The sequence below is a fragment of the Streptomyces sp. NPDC007095 genome (assembly GCF_040634475.1).
Classification (GTDB): Bacteria; Actinomycetota; Actinomycetes; order Streptomycetales; family Streptomycetaceae; genus Streptomyces.
In genome coordinates this window covers 38,548-58,444 of the sequence record NZ_JBEYFS010000020.1, presented here as the reverse complement: position 1 = coordinate 58,444, position 19,897 = coordinate 38,548, and the positions used below count along the sequence as shown (strand labels likewise).

General features: G+C 70.3%; 21 protein-coding genes. 10 read left to right on the top strand and 11 right to left on the bottom strand.

From position 1 onward, the window contains the following. Window positions 1–56: 56 nt before the first annotated feature. From ABZ656_RS09955 to ABZ656_RS09940, 4 genes are all read right to left on the bottom strand, one after another. A complete protein-coding gene (locus ABZ656_RS09955; protein ID WP_101405937.1) occupies window positions 57–575 on the bottom strand; it encodes a histidine phosphatase family protein in 519 nt (172 codons plus the stop codon). A gap of 64 nt (window positions 576–639) precedes the next feature. Then, on the bottom strand, window positions 640–855 hold the full coding sequence (locus tag ABZ656_RS09950; RefSeq protein ID WP_054232224.1) for a hypothetical protein: 216 nt from the start codon (window positions 853–855) through the stop codon (window positions 640–642). Window positions 856–1,035: 180 nt separating this feature from the next. Then, complete coding sequence (locus ABZ656_RS09945; protein ID WP_097284109.1) at window positions 1,036–1,149, bottom strand: SGM_5486 family transporter-associated protein; 114 nt, start codon at window positions 1,147–1,149, stop codon at window positions 1,036–1,038. Between the two features lie 47 nt (window positions 1,150–1,196). Further along, window positions 1,197–2,513, bottom strand: a complete 1,317-nt coding sequence (locus ABZ656_RS09940; protein ID WP_360266296.1) for a CynX/NimT family MFS transporter — start codon at window positions 2,511–2,513, stop codon at window positions 1,197–1,199. Window positions 2,514–2,612: 99 nt separating this feature from the next. Between ABZ656_RS09940 and ABZ656_RS09935 the strand changes: the two genes are divergently transcribed. After that, the gene (locus ABZ656_RS09935; protein WP_360266293.1) at window positions 2,613–3,308 is read left to right on the top strand and encodes a FadR/GntR family transcriptional regulator; all 696 of its coding nucleotides are present in this window, start codon (window positions 2,613–2,615) and stop codon (window positions 3,306–3,308) included. A 9-nt stretch (window positions 3,309–3,317) separates the two neighbouring features. On the opposite strand, the gene ABZ656_RS09930 is transcribed toward ABZ656_RS09935, so the two are convergent. Further along, window positions 3,318–3,614, bottom strand: a complete 297-nt coding sequence (locus ABZ656_RS09930) for a hypothetical protein (protein WP_360266321.1) — start codon at window positions 3,612–3,614, stop codon at window positions 3,318–3,320. Here ABZ656_RS09930 and ABZ656_RS09925 point away from each other — a divergent pair. Beyond that, window positions 3,567–3,704 (top strand): hypothetical protein, encoded by a 138-nt coding sequence (locus ABZ656_RS09925; RefSeq protein ID WP_360266324.1) that lies wholly within the window; start codon window positions 3,567–3,569, stop codon window positions 3,702–3,704. The genes ABZ656_RS09930 and ABZ656_RS09925 overlap by 48 nt on opposite strands. A gap of 108 nt (window positions 3,705–3,812) precedes the next feature. Here ABZ656_RS09925 and fabI read toward each other — a convergent pair whose 3' ends face one another. Then, a complete protein-coding gene (gene fabI, locus ABZ656_RS09920) occupies window positions 3,813–4,580 on the bottom strand; it encodes an enoyl-ACP reductase FabI (protein WP_101405933.1) in 768 nt (255 codons plus the stop codon). Between the two features lie 5 nt (window positions 4,581–4,585). Continuing rightward, window positions 4,586–5,305: a 3-oxoacyl-[acyl-carrier-protein] reductase gene (fabG, locus tag ABZ656_RS09915; protein ID WP_075026117.1), complete on the bottom strand. Its 720-nt coding sequence runs from the start codon at window positions 5,303–5,305 to the stop codon at window positions 4,586–4,588. Window positions 5,306–5,533: 228 nt separating this feature from the next. Here fabG and ABZ656_RS09910 point away from each other — a divergent pair, with 228 nt between their 5' ends. From ABZ656_RS09910 to tyrS, 3 genes are all read left to right on the top strand, one after another. Continuing rightward, window positions 5,534–7,057 (top strand): TldD/PmbA family protein, encoded by a 1,524-nt coding sequence (locus tag ABZ656_RS09910; RefSeq protein ID WP_101405932.1) that lies wholly within the window; start codon window positions 5,534–5,536, stop codon window positions 7,055–7,057. Window positions 7,058–7,225: 168 nt separating this feature from the next. Then, entirely contained in the window at window positions 7,226–8,620 is a 1,395-nt protein-coding gene (locus tag ABZ656_RS09905) for a metallopeptidase TldD-related protein (protein WP_101405931.1), read from the top strand. 44 nt (window positions 8,621–8,664) lie between these two features. Next, window positions 8,665–9,933 (top strand): tyrosine--tRNA ligase, encoded by a 1,269-nt coding sequence (tyrS, locus tag ABZ656_RS09900; protein WP_101405930.1) that lies wholly within the window; start codon window positions 8,665–8,667, stop codon window positions 9,931–9,933. 98 nt (window positions 9,934–10,031) lie between these two features. On the opposite strand, the gene ABZ656_RS09895 is transcribed toward tyrS, so the two are convergent. Then, window positions 10,032–10,307 carry a GlsB/YeaQ/YmgE family stress response membrane protein gene (locus ABZ656_RS09895; protein WP_067364569.1) on the bottom strand — a complete coding sequence of 92 codons (276 nt, stop codon included), beginning with the start codon at window positions 10,305–10,307 and terminating at the stop codon, window positions 10,032–10,034. Between the two features lie 246 nt (window positions 10,308–10,553). Here ABZ656_RS09895 and ABZ656_RS09890 point away from each other — a divergent pair, with 246 nt between their 5' ends. After that, complete coding sequence (locus ABZ656_RS09890; protein WP_101405929.1) at window positions 10,554–10,961, top strand: DUF3099 domain-containing protein; 408 nt, start codon at window positions 10,554–10,556, stop codon at window positions 10,959–10,961. A 232-nt stretch (window positions 10,962–11,193) separates the two neighbouring features. Then, window positions 11,194–11,415, top strand: a complete 222-nt coding sequence (locus ABZ656_RS09885) for a hypothetical protein (RefSeq protein WP_101405928.1) — start codon at window positions 11,194–11,196, stop codon at window positions 11,413–11,415. Window positions 11,416–11,679: 264 nt separating this feature from the next. Here the strand turns inward: ABZ656_RS09885 and moaA are convergent, their stop codons facing one another. From moaA to ABZ656_RS09870, 3 genes are all read right to left on the bottom strand, one after another. After that, window positions 11,680–12,669 carry a GTP 3',8-cyclase MoaA gene (moaA, locus tag ABZ656_RS09880; protein ID WP_101405927.1) on the bottom strand — a complete coding sequence of 330 codons (990 nt, stop codon included), beginning with the start codon at window positions 12,667–12,669 and terminating at the stop codon, window positions 11,680–11,682. Between the two features lie 144 nt (window positions 12,670–12,813). Continuing rightward, window positions 12,814–14,439: a cation acetate symporter gene (locus ABZ656_RS09875; RefSeq protein ID WP_360266286.1), complete on the bottom strand. Its 1,626-nt coding sequence runs from the start codon at window positions 14,437–14,439 to the stop codon at window positions 12,814–12,816. Further along, window positions 14,436–14,792, bottom strand: coding sequence for a DUF485 domain-containing protein (locus ABZ656_RS09870; protein WP_054232238.1), 357 nt, complete (start codon window positions 14,790–14,792; stop codon window positions 14,436–14,438). The genes ABZ656_RS09875 and ABZ656_RS09870 overlap by 4 nt, the downstream gene beginning before the upstream one ends. A gap of 416 nt (window positions 14,793–15,208) precedes the next feature. Between ABZ656_RS09870 and ABZ656_RS09865 the strand changes: the two genes are divergently transcribed. The 3 genes from ABZ656_RS09865 (at window position 15,209) to ABZ656_RS09855 (ending at window position 19,812) form a co-directional block, all read left to right on the top strand. Further along, the gene (locus ABZ656_RS09865; RefSeq protein WP_360266283.1) at window positions 15,209–16,735 is read left to right on the top strand and encodes a S8 family serine peptidase; all 1,527 of its coding nucleotides are present in this window, start codon (window positions 15,209–15,211) and stop codon (window positions 16,733–16,735) included. A 70-nt stretch (window positions 16,736–16,805) separates the two neighbouring features. Next, complete coding sequence (locus ABZ656_RS09860) at window positions 16,806–18,350, top strand: S8 family serine peptidase (protein ID WP_360266280.1); 1,545 nt, start codon at window positions 16,806–16,808, stop codon at window positions 18,348–18,350. A gap of 79 nt (window positions 18,351–18,429) precedes the next feature. Continuing rightward, on the top strand, window positions 18,430–19,812 hold the full coding sequence (locus tag ABZ656_RS09855; protein WP_360266277.1) for a CoA transferase: 1,383 nt from the start codon (window positions 18,430–18,432) through the stop codon (window positions 19,810–19,812). Window positions 19,813–19,897 lie beyond the last annotated feature (85 nt).

The window sequence follows — 19,897 nt, the reverse complement described above, 5'->3', positions numbered from 1 at the left end:
GTCGGCGAGGGCCCGGCACACGTGCTGGTGCCGGACCCTCGTCCCAGTCGGGTGGGTTACTCGGTCGGCGCCCAGTAGTCGGTCAGCGTGCACACTCCGGGCTCCAGGGATTTCCAGGAGCCCTCGACGGAGAGCACGGCGAAGGCGCCCGTGTGGAAGCCGTGGGCGGCCATCCGGGCGCGGGTGTCGCCCTCGGCCTGTCCGGCCAGAACGTCGGCGAGGCCCTGGATGCCGGGGTTGTGGCCGATCAGGACCACGTTGTGCGCGTCGTCCGGGGTCTCGTTGAGTACGGCGATCAGCTCGCCGGGCGAGGCCTCGTAGAGCCGCTCCTCATAGACGGTTTTCGGCCGGTGCGGGAGCTCGTGGACGGCGATCTTCCAGGTTTCCCGGGTGCGGGTCGCCGTGGAGCAGAGGGCCATATCGAGAGGGATCCCGGTATCGGCCAGCTTGCGTCCGGCGAGGGCGGCGTCCTTACGGCCCCGGTCAGCGAGCGGCCGCTCGTGGTCGGACACCTGTGGCCAGTCGGCTTTCGCATGCCGGAAGAGGACAATCCTGCGGGGTTCTGCGACGCTCATGGGTCCCAGCTTCGCATGAAACACGCCATGCGGCGCTGAGAGTTGACCTGCTCCCCAGGGAGGCTCAGGGGGTCTGGTGCAGCACAGTCTGCTGGACGCGCTCGAAGAGGTGGGTGATCGCGGGGTCGCCGCCTGCGGCGTGCGCGTCCGCCGGGTTCAGTATCAGGAGCAGCAGGGCCACGAAGGCGAGGGCGGGCAGGGCGAGGGCCCACCAGGGCAGCCGGATGTCCACGCCGCCCGGGGTCGCCGGGTGGGGCCGGGTGTGCGTACGGGCCGACATGCCGCCTCCGTGGGGCTTCGAGTGCTCCGTGGTCCGCGTCCTCGCGGCCACAACTCGAAGGTACGGATTCCTGGGCCGTCAACCCATCCGGTGATCCACCCACTTGACCCTGACACTCACCCCCTAGGGGACAGGGGGGCTAGCCCCACCATCGGCGTCCCAGGGGGCACGCGGTGGCGGTCAGGGTGAGGCGATCGACGCGATGATGCCGATGATCACGGTGATGGCCAGCATCGCGCCGAGCACGAGCAGCAGCTTCTTCTGGCCGTTCTGGGGGTTCGGGTCGAGCGCCATAAGGCCAGTCTCGCACCCTTCGTCCCCACCTCCGCGCTCAGGGGGTCTCAGGTGCGGCGGCCGGGCGCGGCCTCGTCCTCCACCGTGCGGTCCCGGCCGGCCAGGACGCCCACCGCGATCTGCGGGATCATCAGGGCGGCCATGAGCGCGATCGGCAGCCCCCAGCCGCCGCTGTGCTGGTAGAGCACGCCCACGAGGAGGGGGCCGGGGATCGAGATCAGATACCCGGTGCTCTGCGCGAACGCCGACAGCTGGGCGACGCCCGCACCGGTCCTGGCCCGCATGCCGACCATGGTGAGGGCCAGCGGGAAGGCGCAGTTGGAGACACCGAGCAGGAGGGCCCAGGCCCAGGCTCCGCCCGCCGGGGCGAGGTAGAGGCCCGCGTATCCCGCGAGGCCGCAGACACCGAGCGCGACCACGATCGGCCCCTGGTGGGGCATACGGGTGGCGAGGCGCGGGATGACGAAGGCCAGGGGCACGCCCATCACCATCGTGACGGCGAGGAGCAGCCCCGCGGTGCCCGCGGAGACACCCGCGTCGCGGAAGATCTGCGCCATCCAGCCCATCGTGATGTACGCGGCGGTGGCCTGGAGTCCGAAGAAGACGGCGAGCGCCCAGGCGGTCCGGCTGCGGGTGACGCGCAATGCGCCTGGTTCCCGCGAGGCGGGGTGTGCCGCCCGCACCGGCTCGCCGTCGCGGGAATCGGCGCCCCGCGCGCGTACCAGCGCGATCCACGGCAGTACGGCGGCCGCCGCCAGGCCCGCCCACACCGCGAGGCCCGACTGCCAGCCGCCGCCCAGGGCGTCGGTCACGGGCACGGTCACCGCCGCCGCGGCCGAGGTGCCCAGGGCGAGCGCCATCGAGTAGAGGCCGGTCATGGAGCCGACCCGGTCCGGGAACCAGCGTTTGACGATCACCGGCATCAGGACGTTGCTGACGGCGATACCCATCAGTGCGAGGGCACTGGCGGCCAGGAAGCCGACCGCGCTCCCGGTGTACGGCCGGATCGCGAGCCCCGCCGTGATGGCGACCATTCCGGCGCAGACGACCGCGCCGGGTCCGAAGCGGCGGGCGAGGCGCGGCGCCATGACGCCGAAGACGGCGAAGCAGAGCGGGGGTACGGAGGTGAGCAGTCCGGCGACACTGCCGCTCATGCCGAGCCCGTCGCGCACGTCTTCCAGGAGTGCTCCGAAGCTGGTGATGGCGGGGCGCAGGTTGAGGGCCGCGAGGACGATGCCGACCGTCACCAGCCGTGTCATCCACACGCGCGTGGGCTGCGATCGGGGCTCCGTGCCCTCGGCGGAACTGCGTATGGGTGTGGACGTCGTCGTCCGGGTCTCCTCGCTCACCATGAAGCCCATCATAGAATCATGGGATGATTGGCTGTCCAATCCCGTTGCGTTAATCTCCGGATTCTCCGGCCCCGCGCGAACGATCACACCGGGCCCGTACGAAGGACCTCCATGCCGCTGAGCCAGCCCCGCCGTTCGGCGCTGTCCGAGCAGGTCATCGCCGAGCTGCGGAACCAGATCACCTCGGGCGAGTGGCCGGTCGGCTCCCGCATCCCCACCGAGCCGGAGCTGGTCGACCAGCTGGGCGTCGCTCGCAACACGGTCCGCGAGGCCGTCCGCGCGCTGGCCCACAACGGTCTGCTCGACATCCGCCAGGGCTCGGGCACCTATGTCGTGGCGACCAGCGAACTCGCGGGCGTCATGCACCGGCGCTTCGCCGACGCCGATCCGCGGCACATCGCAGAGCTGCGCGCCACGCTGGAGTCGAGCGCGGCGAAGCTGGCCGCCGAGCGGCGCACCGAGCGCGATCTGAAGCAGCTCGACGCGCTGCTCGTACGGCGGGAGGAGGCCTGGGAGTCGGGTGACGCGGAGGCCTTCGTGGCCGCCGACGCGACCTTCCACCTGGCGGTGGTGGCCGCGTCCCACAACGACGTCATGACGGCGATGTACGCGGACCTGGGCGAGGTGCTGCGCGACTGGCTGCGCGAGGACGTCGGCGGGAAGCTGACGCCTGAGACGTACATGGACCACGCACGGCTCGTCGACGCGATCCGCGCGGGGGACACGGAGACGGCAGGCGCGGAAGCCGGGGGCTATCCGTTCCAGTGCCGTCCGGGACGGCTCAGGCCCTCGGCCTTTGACCGCTGACGAACACGGTCACTTCTGGTGGCTGACCCACGCCGACCGGACCTCCTCCCAGCACCGGCCGGCCAGCCGGACCGTCATCGCGGGGCCCGCGTCGACCGGGTCGGTGTCGGTGTCGATGTCCCACCAGCGGTCGCACTCGATGTGCAGGGCGACCCGGTCGGTCTCCGGGTAGGGGTTGTGGCAGTAGGCGGTCACGTGCGAACCCTGGACCGTGGTGCGGCACTCAGCGCCGAAAGGCTGGGGGACGGGGAGGTTTCCGTGCACTACGCGCGTGTGGGGCACGGCGTCGTACGGCAGAACCATCATGAGGGCGACAGCGGCGAACACCGGGGCAAAACGGCGGGACAGGCGCACAAGGGGACCTCCTCGGCCGTACGGCTGCGGGGCGGTGCGTAGTTCCAGCGTGCGCGGTGCGATGCCCTGGACGCCCGGCCGACTAGGCCGAACGGGCGACGCCCCGCTCCCCGCGCTGCGGGAGAGGGGGCGTCGGCCGGATGGGGGAAATCAGGCGCCGATGGCGTGCAGTCCGCCGTCCACGTGGATGATCTCGCCGGTGGTCTTCGGGAACCAGTCGCTCAGCAGCGCGACGATGCCCTTGCCGGCCGGCTCCGGGTCCTTGAGGTCCCACTCCAGCGGGGAGCGGCTGTCCCAGACGGCGGCCAGGTCGCTGAAGCCCGGGATGGACTTGGCGGCCATGGAGCCGAGCGGGCCCGCGGAGATCAGGTTGCAGCGGATGTTCTGCTTGCCCAGGTCACGGGCGAGGTAGCGGCTGGTGGCTTCCAGGGCGGCCTTGGCCGGGCCCATCCAGTCGTACTGCGGCCACGCGTACTGCGCGTCGAAGGTGAGACCGACGACCGAGCCGCCGTTCTGCATCAGCGGCAGGCAGGCCGTGGTCAGCGACTTCAGGGAGAACGCCGAGACGTGCATGGCCGTGGCGACCGACTCGAACGGCGTGTTGAGGAAGTTGCCGCCGAGCGCGTCCTGCGGCGCGAAGCCGATGGAGTGCACGACGCCGTCCAGGCCGCCCAGTTCCTCGCCGACGATGTCGGCGAGACGGCCGAGGTGCTCGTCGTTCGTCACGTCGAGCTCGATGACCTTGGTGGGCTTCGGCAGCTTCTTGGCGATGCGCTCGGTCAGTGTGGGCCGCGGGAACGCGGTCAGGATGATCTCCGCGCCCTGCTCCTGGGCCAGCTTTGCGGCGTGGAAGGCGATGGAGGACTCCATCAGCACACCGCTGATCAGGACGCGCTTGCCCTCGAGAATTCCGCTCATGGTGATCAGTGACCCATTCCCAGTCCGCCGTCAACCGGAATGACGGCTCCAGTGATGTACGAGGCGTCGTCCGAGGCGAGGAACCGCACCGTCGCGGCGATCTCCTCGGGCTGCGCGTACCGGCCGAGCGGCACCTGGGCGACGATGCCCGCACGCTGCTCGTCGGTGAGCGCCTTGGTCATGTCGGTGTCGACGAAACCGGGCGCGACGACGTTGAAGGTGATGTTGCGCGAGCCGAGTTCACGGGCGAGCGAACGCGCGAAGCCGACCAGGGCGGCCTTGGAGGCGGCGTAGTTCGACTGCCCCGCGGAGCCGAGCAGCCCCACGACCGACGAAATGAGGACGACCCGTCCCTTCTTGGCACGGAGCATCCCACGGTTGGCACGCTTGACGACCCGGAAGGCGCCGGTCAGGTTGGTGTCGAGGACGGAGGTGAAGTCCTCCTCGGACATCCGCATCAGAAGCTGGTCCTTGGTGACGCCCGCGTTGGCGACCAGGATCTCGACGGGGCCGTGCTCGGCCTCGATCTCCTTGTAGGCCTGCTCCACCTGCTCGGTGTCGGTGATGTCGCACTTGACGGCGAGGCAGCCCAATGCGGTGAGGGCAGCCGGCGGCTCACCCGAGCGGTATGTGATCGCGACCTTGTCGCCGGCATCGGCGAACGCGCGGGCGATGGCGAGGCCGATGCCCCGGTTGCCTCCGGTGACGAGAACCGAGCGGCTCAACGGATCACCCTTTCGATAGCTGTCTGAAACCCCTGCAAGACAGGCGCCTTCCTTGGAAACCTATCGGTCCCCTACGCCTCCCGGAGAATCGGGCACCGACAGTGGCGCGGGGGACTCACTGTCGGATCCCTACAGAAAGCCTCGATGCGCGAACGGAAAGATGTGGCCCCCGCACCCGCCCGCGCGACATGATCGGACCCGACAGGCCACGACAGCAGGGAGACCTCCGTGCCTCATTCCATCGACGAAGCCTTCACGGCATTGCCACTGCGGGCCCTGGCCGACGCCGCGCTCGCGCGGGCGCGCGCGCTGGGGGCCGAGCACGCGGACTTCCGGTTCGAGCGGGTACGCAGCGCGTCCTGGCGGCTGCGGGACGCCAAGCCGGCCGGATCGTCGGACACCACGGACCTGGGGTACGCGGTGCGGGTGGTGCACGGCGGGACCTGGGGGTTCGCGTCAGGTGTGGATCTGACGATGGACGCGGCCGCGAAGGTCGCGTCGCAGGCCGTGGCGATGGCGAAGCTCTCGGCCCAGGTGATCAGGGCGGCGGGTTCCGACGAACGCGTGGAACTGGCGGACGAGCCGGTGCACGCCGAGAAGACGTGGATCTCGTCGTACGACATCGACCCCTTCTCCGTGCCGGACGAGGAGAAGGCCGGACTGCTCGCGGACTGGAGCACTCGGCTGCTCGCGGCCGACGGCGTCAATCACGTCGACGCCTCGCTGCTGACCGTCCACGAGAACAAGTTCTACGCCGACACCGCCGGGACCGTGACCACCCAGCAGCGCGTGCGGCTCCACCCGCAGCTCACCGCCGTCGCCGTCGACGAGTCCAGCGGCGAGTTCGACTCCATGCGCACCATCGCGCCGCCGGTCGGACGCGGCTGGGAGTACCTGACGGGCACCGGCTGGGACTGGGAGTCCGAGCTCGCGCGGATCCCGGAGCTGCTCGCCGAGAAGATGCGGGCCCCGAGCGTCGAGGCGGGGCTGTACGACCTCGTCGTCGACCCCTCCAACCTGTGGCTGACGATCCACGAGTCCATCGGCCACGCCACCGAGCTGGACCGCGCGCTGGGCTACGAGGCGGCGTACGCCGGCACCTCCTTCGCCACCTTCGACCAGCTCGGCAAGCTGAGGTACGGCTCCGAGCGGATGAACGTCACCGGTGACCGCACCGCCGAGCACGGCCTCGCGACCATCGGGTACGACGACGAGGGCGTCGAGGGGCAGTCCTGGGACCTCGTGAAGAACGGCACCCTCGTCGGCTACCAGCTGGACCGGCGGATCGCGAAGCTCACCGGCTTCGACCGGTCCAACGGGTGCGCCTACGCCGACTCCCCCGGGCACGTGCCCGTACAGCGCATGGCCAACGTCTCGCTCCAGCCGGACCCCGCGGGGCACTCGACCGAGGACCTGATCGGGGGCGTGGACCGCGGCATCTACGTCGTCGGTGACCGGTCCTGGTCCATCGACATGCAGAGGTACAACTTCCAGTTCACCGGCCAGCGGTTCTTCAAGATCGAGAACGGCCGGATCACCGGGCAGCTGCGGGATGTCGCGTACCAGGCCACGACCACCGACTTCTGGGGTTCGATGGCCGCCGTGGGTGGTCCGGGGACGTACGTCCTGGGCGGTGCCTTCAACTGCGGCAAGGCCCAGCCGGGTCAGGTCGCGGCGGTCTCGCACGGCTGCCCGTCGGCTCTCTTCCAGGGGGTCAATATCCTCAACACGACTCAGGAGGCGGGTCGATGAGCGCCCACCGCGGCATCGGCTGGGGGTCCGGTGGCTATCCCCCGGAAAAGCACAGTCTCAACACGACTCAGGAGGCCGGTCGATGAGCGCCCACCGCGGCATCGGCTGGGGGTCCGGTGGCTATCCCCCGGAAAAGCACAGTCTCAACACGACTCAGGAGGCCGGTCGATGAGCGCCCGTACGAACAAGCCGCACGAGGTCGTCGAGCGCGCCCTCGAACTCTCCCGCACCGACGGCTGCGTCGTGATCGCCGACGAGCACTCGACCGCCAACCTGCGCTGGGCCGGCAACGCGCTGACCACGAACGGGGTCACGCGCGGGCGCACCCTGACCGTCATCGCGACCGTCGACGGCCGTGAGGGCACGGCCTCCGGGGTCGTCTCGCGCGCGGCCGTGACCGCGGACGAGCTGGAACCCCTGGTGCGGGCCGCGGAGGCGGCGGCACGCGGCGCGGGGCCCGCCGAGGACGCCCAGCCGCTGGTCACCGGCGTGCCGGAGTCTCCCGACTTCACCGACGCGCCCACCGAGACCTCCTCCGCCGTCTTCGCCGACTTCGCCCCGGCGCTCGGCGAGTCCTTCGCCCGCGCCCGTGCGGGCGGACGCGAGCTGTACGGCTTCGCCAACCACGAGCTCGTCTCCAGCTATCTCGGTACGTCGACGGGGCTGCGCCTGCGCCACGACCAGCCGAACGGGACACTGGAACTCAACGCCAAGTCGCCCGACCGGACGCGCTCGGCATGGGCGGGGCGGTCCACGCGGGACTTCAAGGACGTCGACCCGGCCGCCCTGGACGCCGAGCTGGCGACCCGGCTCGGATGGGCCGAACGGCGCGTCGACCTGCCCGCCGGCCGCTACGAGACGCTGCTGCCGCCGACCGCCGTCGCAGACCTGCTGATCTACCAGATGTGGTCGGCGGCGGCCCGGGACGCGGCCGAGGGCCGGACCGTCTTCAGCAAGCCCGGCGGCGGCACCCGTGTCGGCGAGAAGCTCACCGAGCTGCCGCTGACCCTGCGCAGCGACCCGAACGAGCCGGGGCTCGAGTCCGCGCCCTTCGTGCTCACGCACTCCTCGGGCGACGACGCCTCCGTGTTCGACAACGGGCTGCCCCTGTCGGCGACGGACTGGGTGCGCGAGGGCACGCTGAACCGTCTCTCCACCACCCGGCACAGCGCGGGCCTCACCGGGCTGCCCGTCGCCCCGATCATCGGCAACCTGATCCTCGACGGCGGCGAGGACCGCTCCCTGGAGGAGATGGTCGCCGCCACCGAGCGCGGTCTGCTGCTGACCTGCCTCTGGTACATCCGCGAGGTCGACCCGGCGACGCTGCTGCTCACGGGGCTGACCCGGGACGGCGTCTACCTCGTCGAGAACGGCCAGGTCGTCGGCGAGGTGAACAACTTCCGGTTCAACGAGTCGCCGGTGGACCTGCTGTCGCGGGCGACGGAGGCGGGGCGTACGGAAAAGACATTGCCGCGTGAATGGAGCGATTGGTTCACTCGTGCTGCGATGCCCGCGCTGAGGGTGCCCGACTTCAACATGAGCTCTGTCAGCCAGGGCGTATAACCTCGTACCTGATTCACGAGACCACTCAAGGAGATACGAGAACCGTGACGGACATCGTCGACGAACTGAAGTGGCGTGGGCTGATCGCCCTCTCCACTGACGAGGACGCATTGCGCAAGGCGTTCGCGGACGGTCCCGTCACGTTCTATTGCGGCTTCGACCCGACCGCGCCCAGTCTGCATCTCGGCAACCTCGTGCAGATCCTCACGATGCGCCGGATCCAGCAGGCGGGCAACCGCCCGCTGGGCCTGGTCGGCGGTGCCACCGGCCTGATCGGTGACCCGAAGCCGAACTCCGAGCGCACGCTGAACTCGCCCGAGGTCGTCGCCGAGTGGGTCGGGCGGCTGCGCGCGCAGATCGCACCGCTGCTGGACTTCGAGGGTCCGAACGCCGCGGTGATGGTCAACAACCTGGACTGGACCCAGGGCCTGTCGGCCATCGAGTTCCTGCGTGACGTGGGCAAGCACTTCCGGGTCAACAAGATGATCGCGAAGGAGGCCGTCTCCCGGCGGCTCAACTCCGACGCGGGCATCAGCTACACCGAGTTCAGCTACCAGATCCTGCAGGGCATGGACTTCCTGGAGCTGTACCGGAGGTACGGTTGCACGCTCCAGACCGGCGGCAGCGACCAGTGGGGCAACCTCACCTCGGGCACCGACCTGATCCACCGGGTCCAGCCGGAGGCCGTGGTGCACGCGCTCGGCACCCCGCTGATCACCAAGGCGGACGGCACCAAGTTCGGCAAGACGGAGTCCGGCACGGTCTGGCTGGATCCCGAGATGACCACGCCGTACGCGTTCTACCAGTTCTGGCTGAACGCGGACGACCGGGACGTCTCCAAGTTCCTGCGCATCTTCAGCTTCAGGTCCCACGAGGAGATCGAGGAGCTGGAGAAGCAGACCGAGGAGCGCCCCCAGGCCCGCGCCGCCCAGCGTGCGCTGGCCGAGGAGCTGACGACGCTGGTGCACGGCGCCGACCAGACGGCCGCGGTGATCGCCGCGTCCAAGGCTCTCTTCGGCCAGGGCGAGCTGACCGAGCTCGACGGGAGGACGCTGGCCGCGGCGCTCTCCGAGGTGCCGCACATCCAGGTCGCCGAGCTCGGCCCGGTGGTGGACCTCTTCGCGGAGGTCGGCCTGGTGGCCAGCAAGTCGGCCGCGCGCCGCACGGTCAAGGAGGGCGGTGCCTACGTGAACAACGTCAAGGTCACCACCGAGGACGCGGTCCCCGCCAAGGAGGACCTGCTGCACGGGCGCTGGCTGGTGCTGCGCCGGGGCAAGAAGAACCTGGCGGCGGTGGAGGTCACAGAGGCCTAGACACGAGTCGCTGAGGCCTGGACACGACGAGGGGGCGGTTTCCCGTACGGGAGACCGCCCCCTCGTCGTACCTCGTCATCGGGCTTCGCGCCTGTTCGTCAGGCTCTTTGCTTGTTGCCCCGCAGCGCCATGTAGGCCATGTCGCCGAGGAAGACGATGATGATCGCGGCCACGAGCTGGAAGGCGTGGCGGCTCCAGTCGATGCCCCGGGTCTCGGCGACGCCGACCGCCCGGGCGATGGCGTTGCCGACGATGGCTCCGAGGATGCCGAAGATGGTGGTCAGCCAGAGTGGGCTGTGCTGCTTGCCCGGAAGGATCGCCTTGGCCAGCAGCCCCAGCACGAAGCCCACGATGATCGCCCACAACCAGCCCATGTCTGCCTCCTAGTACGGCTCTACGTGAGCATTACGCCCAGTCTCGGCGTGTGCGCCATACGGCGCATGTCGGGCGCGGCCATACGCGGTACGGCGCATCATGTCCACCCAGGCCGGACCCGCCCCGGTCTCGAAGGCGGCGGAGCCGCGGCGTAACGTGGGACGTGTTCGGGCCTGCTTCCCAGACCGGGTTCGGACCGGGTACGGGCCGGGGAGAGTCCGACACAGGGCAGGTGGTGGAACGTGATGCGGAAGCAGAGCAAAAGCCAGGTCTTCCGGATCACCGGGGCCAGGCAGGGGCTCGACGAGGACGTCCGCGGCAGGCAGCGCCGCTATGTCATCTCGATGTCCGTCCGCACGGTCTCCGTGATCCTCGCCGCGACCCTCTGGAACGTGGAGCGGCACGTCGCGATCGTCGCACTGGTGCTCGGCATAGTCCTCCCCTACGTCGCCGTGGTGATCGCCAACGCCGGACGGGAGAACGCGCCGTCGCTGCCGTCGACGTTCGTCACTCTGCCGGGCCCCGCGATGATCGCGCCGCCACGCCCGGACGCCTCCGCGGAATTCGTCCCGGAGGACGTCGTGACCGACCCCGGGGTGCGTCCGGGAGGCGGACCGCACGAGCGGGCCGAGCCCGACTCGACCCTCACCTGACCACGGGGGATCCGCCGAAAACGGAATCCGATCGCGCACCAAGCTCAAGAAAAGCTCAGATCAATCATGTTGTTCCGGTGCCGGGCAGCGGGCTACCCGTGACATACTTCGTACGCGCTCCGCATCCCCCGTCGGAGCGACAGACCGACGCCGGGCAGCTCCCCCCGTGGCTGCTCGGCGTCGCCTTTTCGGGGCCGTTTAGGGTTGAGGCGTGACTTTCCCGCTCCCCGACATGTCCCCGGCCCCCAGCACTCCGCAGTGCTCCGCCAAGGGCTGCCGCACCGATGCCGTGTGGGTGCTCGCCTGGAACAACCCGAAGCTGCACACGCCCGAGCGGCGCAAGACGTGGCTCGCCTGCGAGGAGCATCGCGAGCACCTGTCCAAGTTCCTCGGTGTGCGGGGCTTCTTGAAGGACGTGGTGCGGCTGGAGGACTGGGAGGAGCCAGGGGCCTGAACTCGCGTCCCGGAAAGGCAGTCCGCCGGTTACGGACCGGTTGTGGCTGGTCGCGCGGTTCCCCGCGCCCCTGAAGGGGCGCCTACCTCGACGGGGTTACTAGTGCCGCAACAGGCAACGTTCGCCCCGTCGCGACGCCCGGCACGCACTCTCGCCGCACGGGCCGAAAGCCCAAGTACGTCCAGTACGAGGACTTCCCGCCGGCACGCCGAGAGCACGCACCGGACGCCGCTCCTTGACGGGCAAACGTTGCCTGCCGCGGCACTAGCCGCCGATCGACGACATCGGTCTGGCCGGCTGGAGGAACGACGGGTCGTCCAGGCCCGAGCCCGCCTTCTTGCCCCACATCGCGAGGCGCCAGACGCGGGCGATCTCCTCGTCGGGGGCGTCCGAGCGGAGGGCGGTGCGCAGGTCGGTCTCCTCGGTGGCGAACAGGCAGTTGCGTATCTGGCCGTCGGCCGTGAGGCGCGTACGGTCGCAGGCCGCACAGAACGGGCGGGTGACCGAGGCGATCACGCCGACGCGGTGCGGGCCGCCGTCCACGAGCCAGCGCTCGGCCGGGGCGGAACCCCGCTCGTCGACGCCCTCCTCGGTGAGCGCGAAGCGCGTACGCAGCGAGGCGAGGATGTCGCCCGCGGTGACCATGCCCTCGCGCTTCCAGCCGTGCTGGGCGTCCAGGGGCATCTGCTCGATGAAGCGCAGTTCGTAGTCGTGCTCCACCGCCCAGGCCAGGAGGTCGGGGGCCTCGTCGTCATTGAGGCCCGGCATCAGGACGCAGTTGACCTTGACGGGGGTCAGGCCGGCGTCGCGGGCGGCTTCGAGACCCGCGATGACGTCCTGGTGGCGGTCACGGCGGGTGAGGGCCTTGAAGACCTCGGGGCGCAGGGTGTCCAGCGAGACGTTCACCCGGTCCAGACCCGCGGCCTTCAGGGCGGCGGCGGTGCGCTTGAGGCCGATGCCATTGGTCGTCAGGGACGTCTGGGGGCGGGGTTCGAGAGCGGCGACCCGCTCCACGATGCCCACGATGCCGGGACGCAGCAGGGGCTCGCCGCCGGTGAAGCGGACCTCGGTGATGCCGAGGCGGGTGACCGCTATCCCGATGAGACGGACGATCTCGTCGTCCGTGAGCAGGTCCGGCTTGGCCAGCCACTGCAGGCCCTCCTCGGGCATGCAGTACGTACACCGGAGATTGCACCTGTCCGTCAGTGAGACGCGCAGGTCGGTGGCCACTCGGCCATAGGTGTCGATGAGCACGTGGGCCCCCTCCCTCGTTGCGGATCACTTCTCCTGACACGATCGAGCCTACGTGACACGGCTGACATCGACCCCGGCCGGATCCCACAAGACGCGGCGCGGCCGCGTCGTAGAGGTCTACGACGCGGCCGTCGGCGAGCGGGATCAGTGTGCTCCGGTGCCCGTCAGGGACCGTACCTCCAGCTCGGCGTACTTGCCGGCGTCCGGCTCCTCCTTGGACAGGAGCGTGCCGAGCCAGCCCAGCAGGAAGCCGACCGGGATCGAGATGAGGCCCGGGTTCTCCAGCGGGAACCAGTGGAAGTCGACGCCGGGGAACATCGAGGTGGGCTTGCCCGAGACCACCGGCGAGAACAGCACCAGGCCGACCGCCGTGACCAGACCGCCGTAGATCGACCACAGCGCGCCCTGGGTGGTGAACCGCTTCCAGAAGAGGCTGTAGAGGATCGTCGGCAGGTTGGCGGAGGCGGCGACCGCGAAGGCGAGCGCGACCAGCCCCGCGACGTTCAGGTCGCGGGCGAGGGCGCCCAGCAGGATGGACACGGCACCGATGCCCACCGTCGCGTAGCGGGCGGCGGTCATCTCCTGTTTCTCCGTGGCCTGCCCCCTCTTGATGACGTTCGCGTAGATGTCGTGCGCGAAGGAGGAGGACGAGGCCAGGGTCAGGCCGGCGACGACCGCGAGGATCGTGGCGAAGGCGACGGCGGAGATCGAGGCGAGCAGGATGGCGCCCCAGTTGGAGTCGACGCCTCCCAGGTGCAGTGCCAGGAGCGGCGCGGCGGTGTTGCCCGCCTTGTTGGAGGCGATGATCTCGTCGGGTTTGATCAGCGCGGCGGCGCCGAAGCCGAGGGCGAGGGTCATCAGGTAGAAGGCGCCGATGAGGCCGATCGCCCAGTTCACCGACTTCCGCGCGGTCTTCGCCGTGGGCACGGTGTAGAAGCGGATGAGGATGTGCGGCAGGCCCGCGGTGCCCAGGACCAGCGCCATGCCCAGGGAGATGAAGTCCAGCTTGGTGGTGGACGTGGCGCCGTACTTGAGGCCGGGCTCCAGGAAGGGCGCGCCCTTGCCGCTGTTGTCGGCCGCCTTGCCGAGCAGGTCGGAGATGTTGAAGTTGAACTTCAGCAGCACCAGGAAGGTGAGCAGCAGGGCGCCGATGATCAGCAGGACGGCCTTGACCATCTGGACCCAGGTGGTGCCTTTCATGCCGCCGATGGTGACGTACACGATCATCAGGACGCCGACGAGGGCGACGATGCCGATCTTGCCGCCGTCGCTGGTGATGCCGAGGAGCAGCGAGACCAGGACGCCCGCGCCGGCCATCTGGGCCAGCAGGTAGAAGATCGACACGACGATGGTGGAGGTGCCCGCGGCCGTACGGACCGGGCGCTGGCGCATCCGGTACGCCAGTACGTCGCCCATGGTGTAGCGGCCGGAGTTGCGCAGCGGTTCGGCGACAAGAAGGAGGGCCACCAGCCAGGCGACCAGGAAGCCGATGGAGTAGAGGAAACCGTCGTACCCGAAGAGGGCGATCGCGCCCGCGATGCCGAGGAACGAGGCCGCGGACATGTAGTCGCCGGAGACGGCCAGGCCGTTCTGGAAGGCGGTGAACTGTCGGCCGCCCGCGTAGAAGTCGGCGGCGTCCTTGGTCTGGCGGCCCGCCCAGACGGTGATGACGAGGGTCGCGGCGACGAACACCGCGAAGAGGGTGATGATCAGCGGCCGGTGCTGGCCGGCCTCACCGGCGGCGAGCACGGTCGTCTGTACGGGGCTCATGCGTCGCCCTCCAGCCGGGACTTGATCGCCTCGCCCTTGGGGTCGAGCTTCGCGGCGGCGTACCGCGAGTACCACCAGGCGATGAGGAACGTGGTGAGGAACTGGGCGAGCCCCAGGACCAGGGCGACGTTGATGTTGCCGACCACCTGGGTGCCCATGAAGTCGCCCGCGTAGTTCGAGAGCAGGACGTACAGCAGGTACCAGGCGATGAAGGCGACGGTCAGCGGGAAGGCGAAGGAGCGGTGCGAGCGGCGCAGTTCGGCGAACTCGGCGCTCTCCTGAACCTCGACGAACTGCTCGGTCGAGGGCAGCCGGGGATCGGCTTTCGATGGGGGCGGTGCGTCGGTGGCCACGAAGTCTCCTCGCGTTGCGGGTGCGGTTACGACGGTGGACGGGGGCGAGTCGGTGCTCGCGGACGGGGGCGGCTGGGGTGCGGACATACGGTTGCGACCTCACAGTGACCTGGATCACGTAACCAGGAGCGACGGATGCGCTCCGGTGCGTGATCCGACAGGGGGCTCGATCGTCCTCGGGCTCCCTGCTCAAGGTCACGGCGCCACGCGTGGACCGGTTCAACTCCCCCGACTTCTTTCGGAAGTCATCTCCGGAAGTCATTGCTGGCCAGCTGGGACGGGAGATAGCTTCGGCCTGCAGCACTCGTCATGCACCTGCCGAAGTGCCACCCGCACCAGCCTCAGCACCATCACGCACCTGCCCGAGCACCACCTGTGTTCGGGCGGCTTTCGTTTCCGGATGATGTGGAGATCCCATGGCTCATCTGCGTTCCAGACGTCGCCTCGCCCTCGCGGTGCCGGTCGTCCTGTCCCTCACCGCCTCGCTCGGCTTCCTGCCGGGTGCAGCGTCGGCCGCCCCGCTGACCGCGTCCGCCACGCCGAGCGCGGACGGCCCCGACCTCGCGTACGTGGTCAACACCAGGACGGACCACCGCACGATCGAGTCGGTGGAGAAGGCGATCACCGCGGCGGGCGGCACCATCGTCATCGCCTACGAGAAGATCGGCGTGATCGTCGTCCATTCGGCCGACCCGGACTTCGGCAAGCGGATCCGCGGCGTACGCGGGGTGCAGTCGGCGGGAGCGACCCGGACCGCGCCGCTGACGGCCGCGGGGACGACGGACGAGGGCGCGGCGCAGATGCTGTCCGCCACCGAGGCCGCCAAGGTCTCCAGGACCGCCGCCTCGGGTGAGGAGCCCCTGGAAGCCGACCAGTGGGACCTGCGCGCGATCGGCGCCGACAAGGCCGCGAAGATCAACCCGGGCAGCAAGAGCGTGACGGTCGCCGTGATCGACGTCGGCGTCGACGACACCCACCCGGACATCGCCCCGAACTTCTCTCCCTCGCAGTCCGCGAACTGCGTGGGCGGCAAGCCGGACACCACGTACGGCGCGTGGCGCCCCGTGGACGCCGACCACTACCACGGCACCCATGTCGCGGGGGAGATCGCCGCCGCCCGCAACGGCATCGGTGTCGCGGGCGTCGCACCCGGCGTGAAGGTCTCGGGCATCACCGTGGCCGAGCCGGACGCGAGCCAGCTCTTCTATCCGGAGAGCGTCGTCTGCGCCTTCGTCTTCGCCGCCGACCACGGCGTGGAGATAACCAACAACAGCTACTACGTGGACCCGTGGCTCTACAACTGCCTCGACGACCCCGACCAGCGGGCCATCGTCGACGCCGTCAACCGGGCCCAGCTGTACGCCCAGAAGAAGGGCACCCTCAACGTCGCCGCGGCGGGCAACTCCAACGACGACCTCGACTCGAGCGCCCTCGCCGACGCCTCCAGCCCCGACGACTCGACCCCTGTGACCCGCACGGTCGACCCGCACAAGTGCTTCGACGTACCGACCCAGCTGCCGGGCGTCGTCACGGTCGCCTCGACCGGTGTCACCGGTGCCAAGTCGTACTTCTCCAGTTACGGCAAGGGCGTCATCGATGTCGCCGCGCCGGGCGGCGACAAGTTCCAGATCCCGGACACGCCGTCGAAGAACGGCCGCATTCTTTCGACGATGCCGAACAACCAGTACGGCTTCCTGCAGGGCACGTCGATGGCCACGCCGCACGTCGCGGGCGTGGCCGCGCTGCTGAAGTCCAAGTACCCCTGGGCCTCGCCGGCCCAGCTCCAGGCGCTCCTCAAGGCCGAAGCGGACAACCCCGGTTGCCCGACCGCCCCGTACGACGGGGACGGCGACGGCGTCGTGGACGCCACCTGCGTGGGCGGCAAGCACGTGAACGGCTTCTACGGAGCCGGGATCGTCAACGCCCTGCGCGCGGTCAAGTAAGTCCGGCCGGACGTCACATGAGCTTCCGCACGGCTCGTACCGCTCGTACCGCGAATGAACTGGAGACTCCATGACCGCGCCTCGCAAGCGCTCCCGTCGCGCCATAGCCCTCCCGCTCGGGATGGCCACGGCGACGGCCCTCGCCTTCCTGCCGAACATCAGCGCCTCGGCGGCCGACACCGACAGCCCCGCCGCGCAGACCGCCACGGCGGCGACGGCGGACGCGACCGCCCTGAGCTATGTCGTCAACGTCCGCCCCGGGCACGGCCCTTCAGCCTCCGTGAAGAAGGCAATCACCAAGGCGGGCGGCACGATCGTGACGTCGTACGACCAGATCGGCGTGATCGTCGTGCACTCCTCGAACGCCGACTTCGCCAGGACGATCCGCGGCGTACGCGGCGTGCAGTCGGCCGGCAACACGCGCAACGCCCCGCTGCCCGCGCAGTCGACCGCCGACATGGGCGCGCCCCAGGTGCTCACCGCGGCGCAGGAGCGGGCCGCGAGCGCCGAGGCCGCCGCCGGGCAGGACCCGCTGGAGTCCCTCCAGTGGGACCTGCCCGCCATCAAGGCGGACAAGGCGCACGAGAAGACCCTCGGCAGCAGCAAGGTGACGGTCGCCGTGATCGACACCGGTGTCGACGACACGCACCCCGACATCGCGCCGAACTTCAACCGCGACGCCTCGGTCAACTGTGTGACGGGCAAGCCAGACACCACCGACGGGGCCTGGCGGCCGACCGCCGCGGAGAGCCCGCACGGCACGCATGTCGCGGGCGAGATCGCGGGCGCCAAGAACGGCGTCGGCATCACCGGAGTCGCACCCGGCGTGAAGGTCGCCGGCATCAAGGTGGCCACGACGGCCGGCTACTTCTACACCGAGGCCGTCGTCTGCGGTTTCGTGTGGGCCGCCGAGCACCACGTCGACGTGACCAACAACAGCTATTACACCGACCCCTGGTACTTCAACTGCAAGGACGATCCGGACCAGAAGGCCCTGGTCGACGCGATCACCCGCGCCTCGCGGTACGCGGAGCACAAGGGCACCGTCAACGTCGCCGCGGCGGGCAACGAGAACTACGACCTGGCAGCCGACTCGATCACCGACCCGGTGTCCCCGAACGACGGCACACCCTCGGACCGCGTGATCGACCCCTCCAAGTGCTACGACATCCCCACCCAGCTGCCGGGTGTGGTCACCGTGGCCGCGACGGGTGCCAAGGGCATCAAGTCGTCCTTCTCCAACCAGGGCCTGGGCGTCATCGACGTCGCCGCGCCCGGCGGCGACTCGACGCGCTACCAGGCCCCGGCCCCGCCCGCCACCAGCGGCCTGATCCTCGGCCCGCTGCCCGGCGGCACGTGGGGGTACATGGCCGGCACGTCGATGGCGTCCCCGCACGTCGCCGGTGTCGCCGCCCTCATCAAGTCGACCCACCCGCACGCCTCCGCCGCCCTGGTGAAGGCGCTGCTGTACGCGGAGGCCGACGCCACACCGTGCACCGACCCGTACGACATCGACGGCGACGGCAAGGTCGACGCGGTGTGCGAGGGCACGAAGAACCACAACGGGTTCTACGGCTGGGGCACCGTCAACGCGTTGAAGGCGGTCACGAAGTAGCCCTGTGAGCGGGAGGGGCCGGGCACGCACCCCGGCCCCTCCCGCCATGTTGATCCAGTACACCCGGCATAGTGCCGTCATGACTCATACGGACTTCGCGTGGGCGGCTCTGGGCGGCGACCCCGCACTCGTCTCACGGATCTCGGCTGTCGCCCGGGAGGACGTGCTGCCCTCCCGGCTGCCGGTGCGCGGGATGGCCCGGGCGTGTGTCGCGGTATGCGCCCTCGCCGGGGCCGAGCTGACCGCCGGCCGCACCGGAGGGAGGGTGCCCGAGGTGCGGGTCGACGACGGGGCTGTCGCCACCGCCTTCCACAGTGAGCGGCACCTTCGCGTCGACGGGGGTGAGCCGGTCAACTTCGCCCCGCTGTCACGGTTCTGGCGGACGGCTGACGGCTGGGTCCGCACCCACGCGAACTATCCGCACCACCAAAAGCGGCTGCTGGGCGCGCTGGGAGTACCGGAGGACCGGGGCTCCCTCACCGAGATGCTCGCCGAGATGTTCGCCGAGCGACCGGCCATCGAGGTGGAGGAGACGGTGTACGCGGCCGGCGGGCTCGCGATCGCCCTGCGCGCGCCCGGTCGGTGGGCGGCGCACCCACAGGGGCGGGCGATCGCCGCACACCCGCTGGTGGCCCGCGAGCGACTGGACACGGCACCCCTACGACCGCTCGCCCCGCTCGCCGGGGATCCGCTGCTGCCCGCCGCGGGCGTACGCGTGCTGGACCTCACCCGGGTCATCGCGGGCCCGGTGGCCACCCGCACGCTCGCCCTCCTCGGCGCGGACGTCCTGCGGATCGACAGCCCGCGCCTGCCCGAAATCGACGACCAGCACGCCGACATGGACTTCGGGAAGCGTTCCGCCACGCTCGACCTGGCGGCGCGCGGGGATCACACGGTCTTCGAGGAGCTGCTCGCCGAGGCCGATGTCGTCGTCACCGGGTACCGGCCCGGCGCACTGGACCGGTTCGGGCTCTCCCCGCAGGCACTGGCCGAGCGGCGGCCCGGTCTGGTGGTGGCGCAGTTGTCGGCGTGGGGCGACTACGGGCCGTGGTCGGGGCGGCGGGGCTTCGACAGCCTGGTGCAGGTCGCCACCGGGATCGCGGAGATCGAGGGGTCCGCGCAGCGGCCGGGCGCGCTGCCCGCGCAGGCCCTCGACCACGGCACGGGGTATCTGCTGGCCGCCGCGGTGCTCCGGTCGCTCACCGAGCAGACCCGTGAGGGCGGGACGCGGCTCGTCCGGCTGGCGCTCGCACGGACGGCCGCGTGGCTGGTGGACGGGCCGGCGCACCGGGACGAGGAGCCCGCCGACGCCTCGTACGAACCGGGCCCCTGGCTCGCCGAGACCGACAGCGACCTGGGCAGGCTCCGGTACGCACGGACGCCCGTCTCCTTCGCCGGCGGGCCCCCCGACTGGGCACGGCCGCCGGGACGTTGGGGGACGGACCCCGCCCGGTGGGCCTGAACCCCCGGGTCACTTCGGGAGACGACCGCGCCCGTCGGGCGTGAGCGAGAGGTCGGCCGGAAACGTATCTATGGGCGGAATGCCT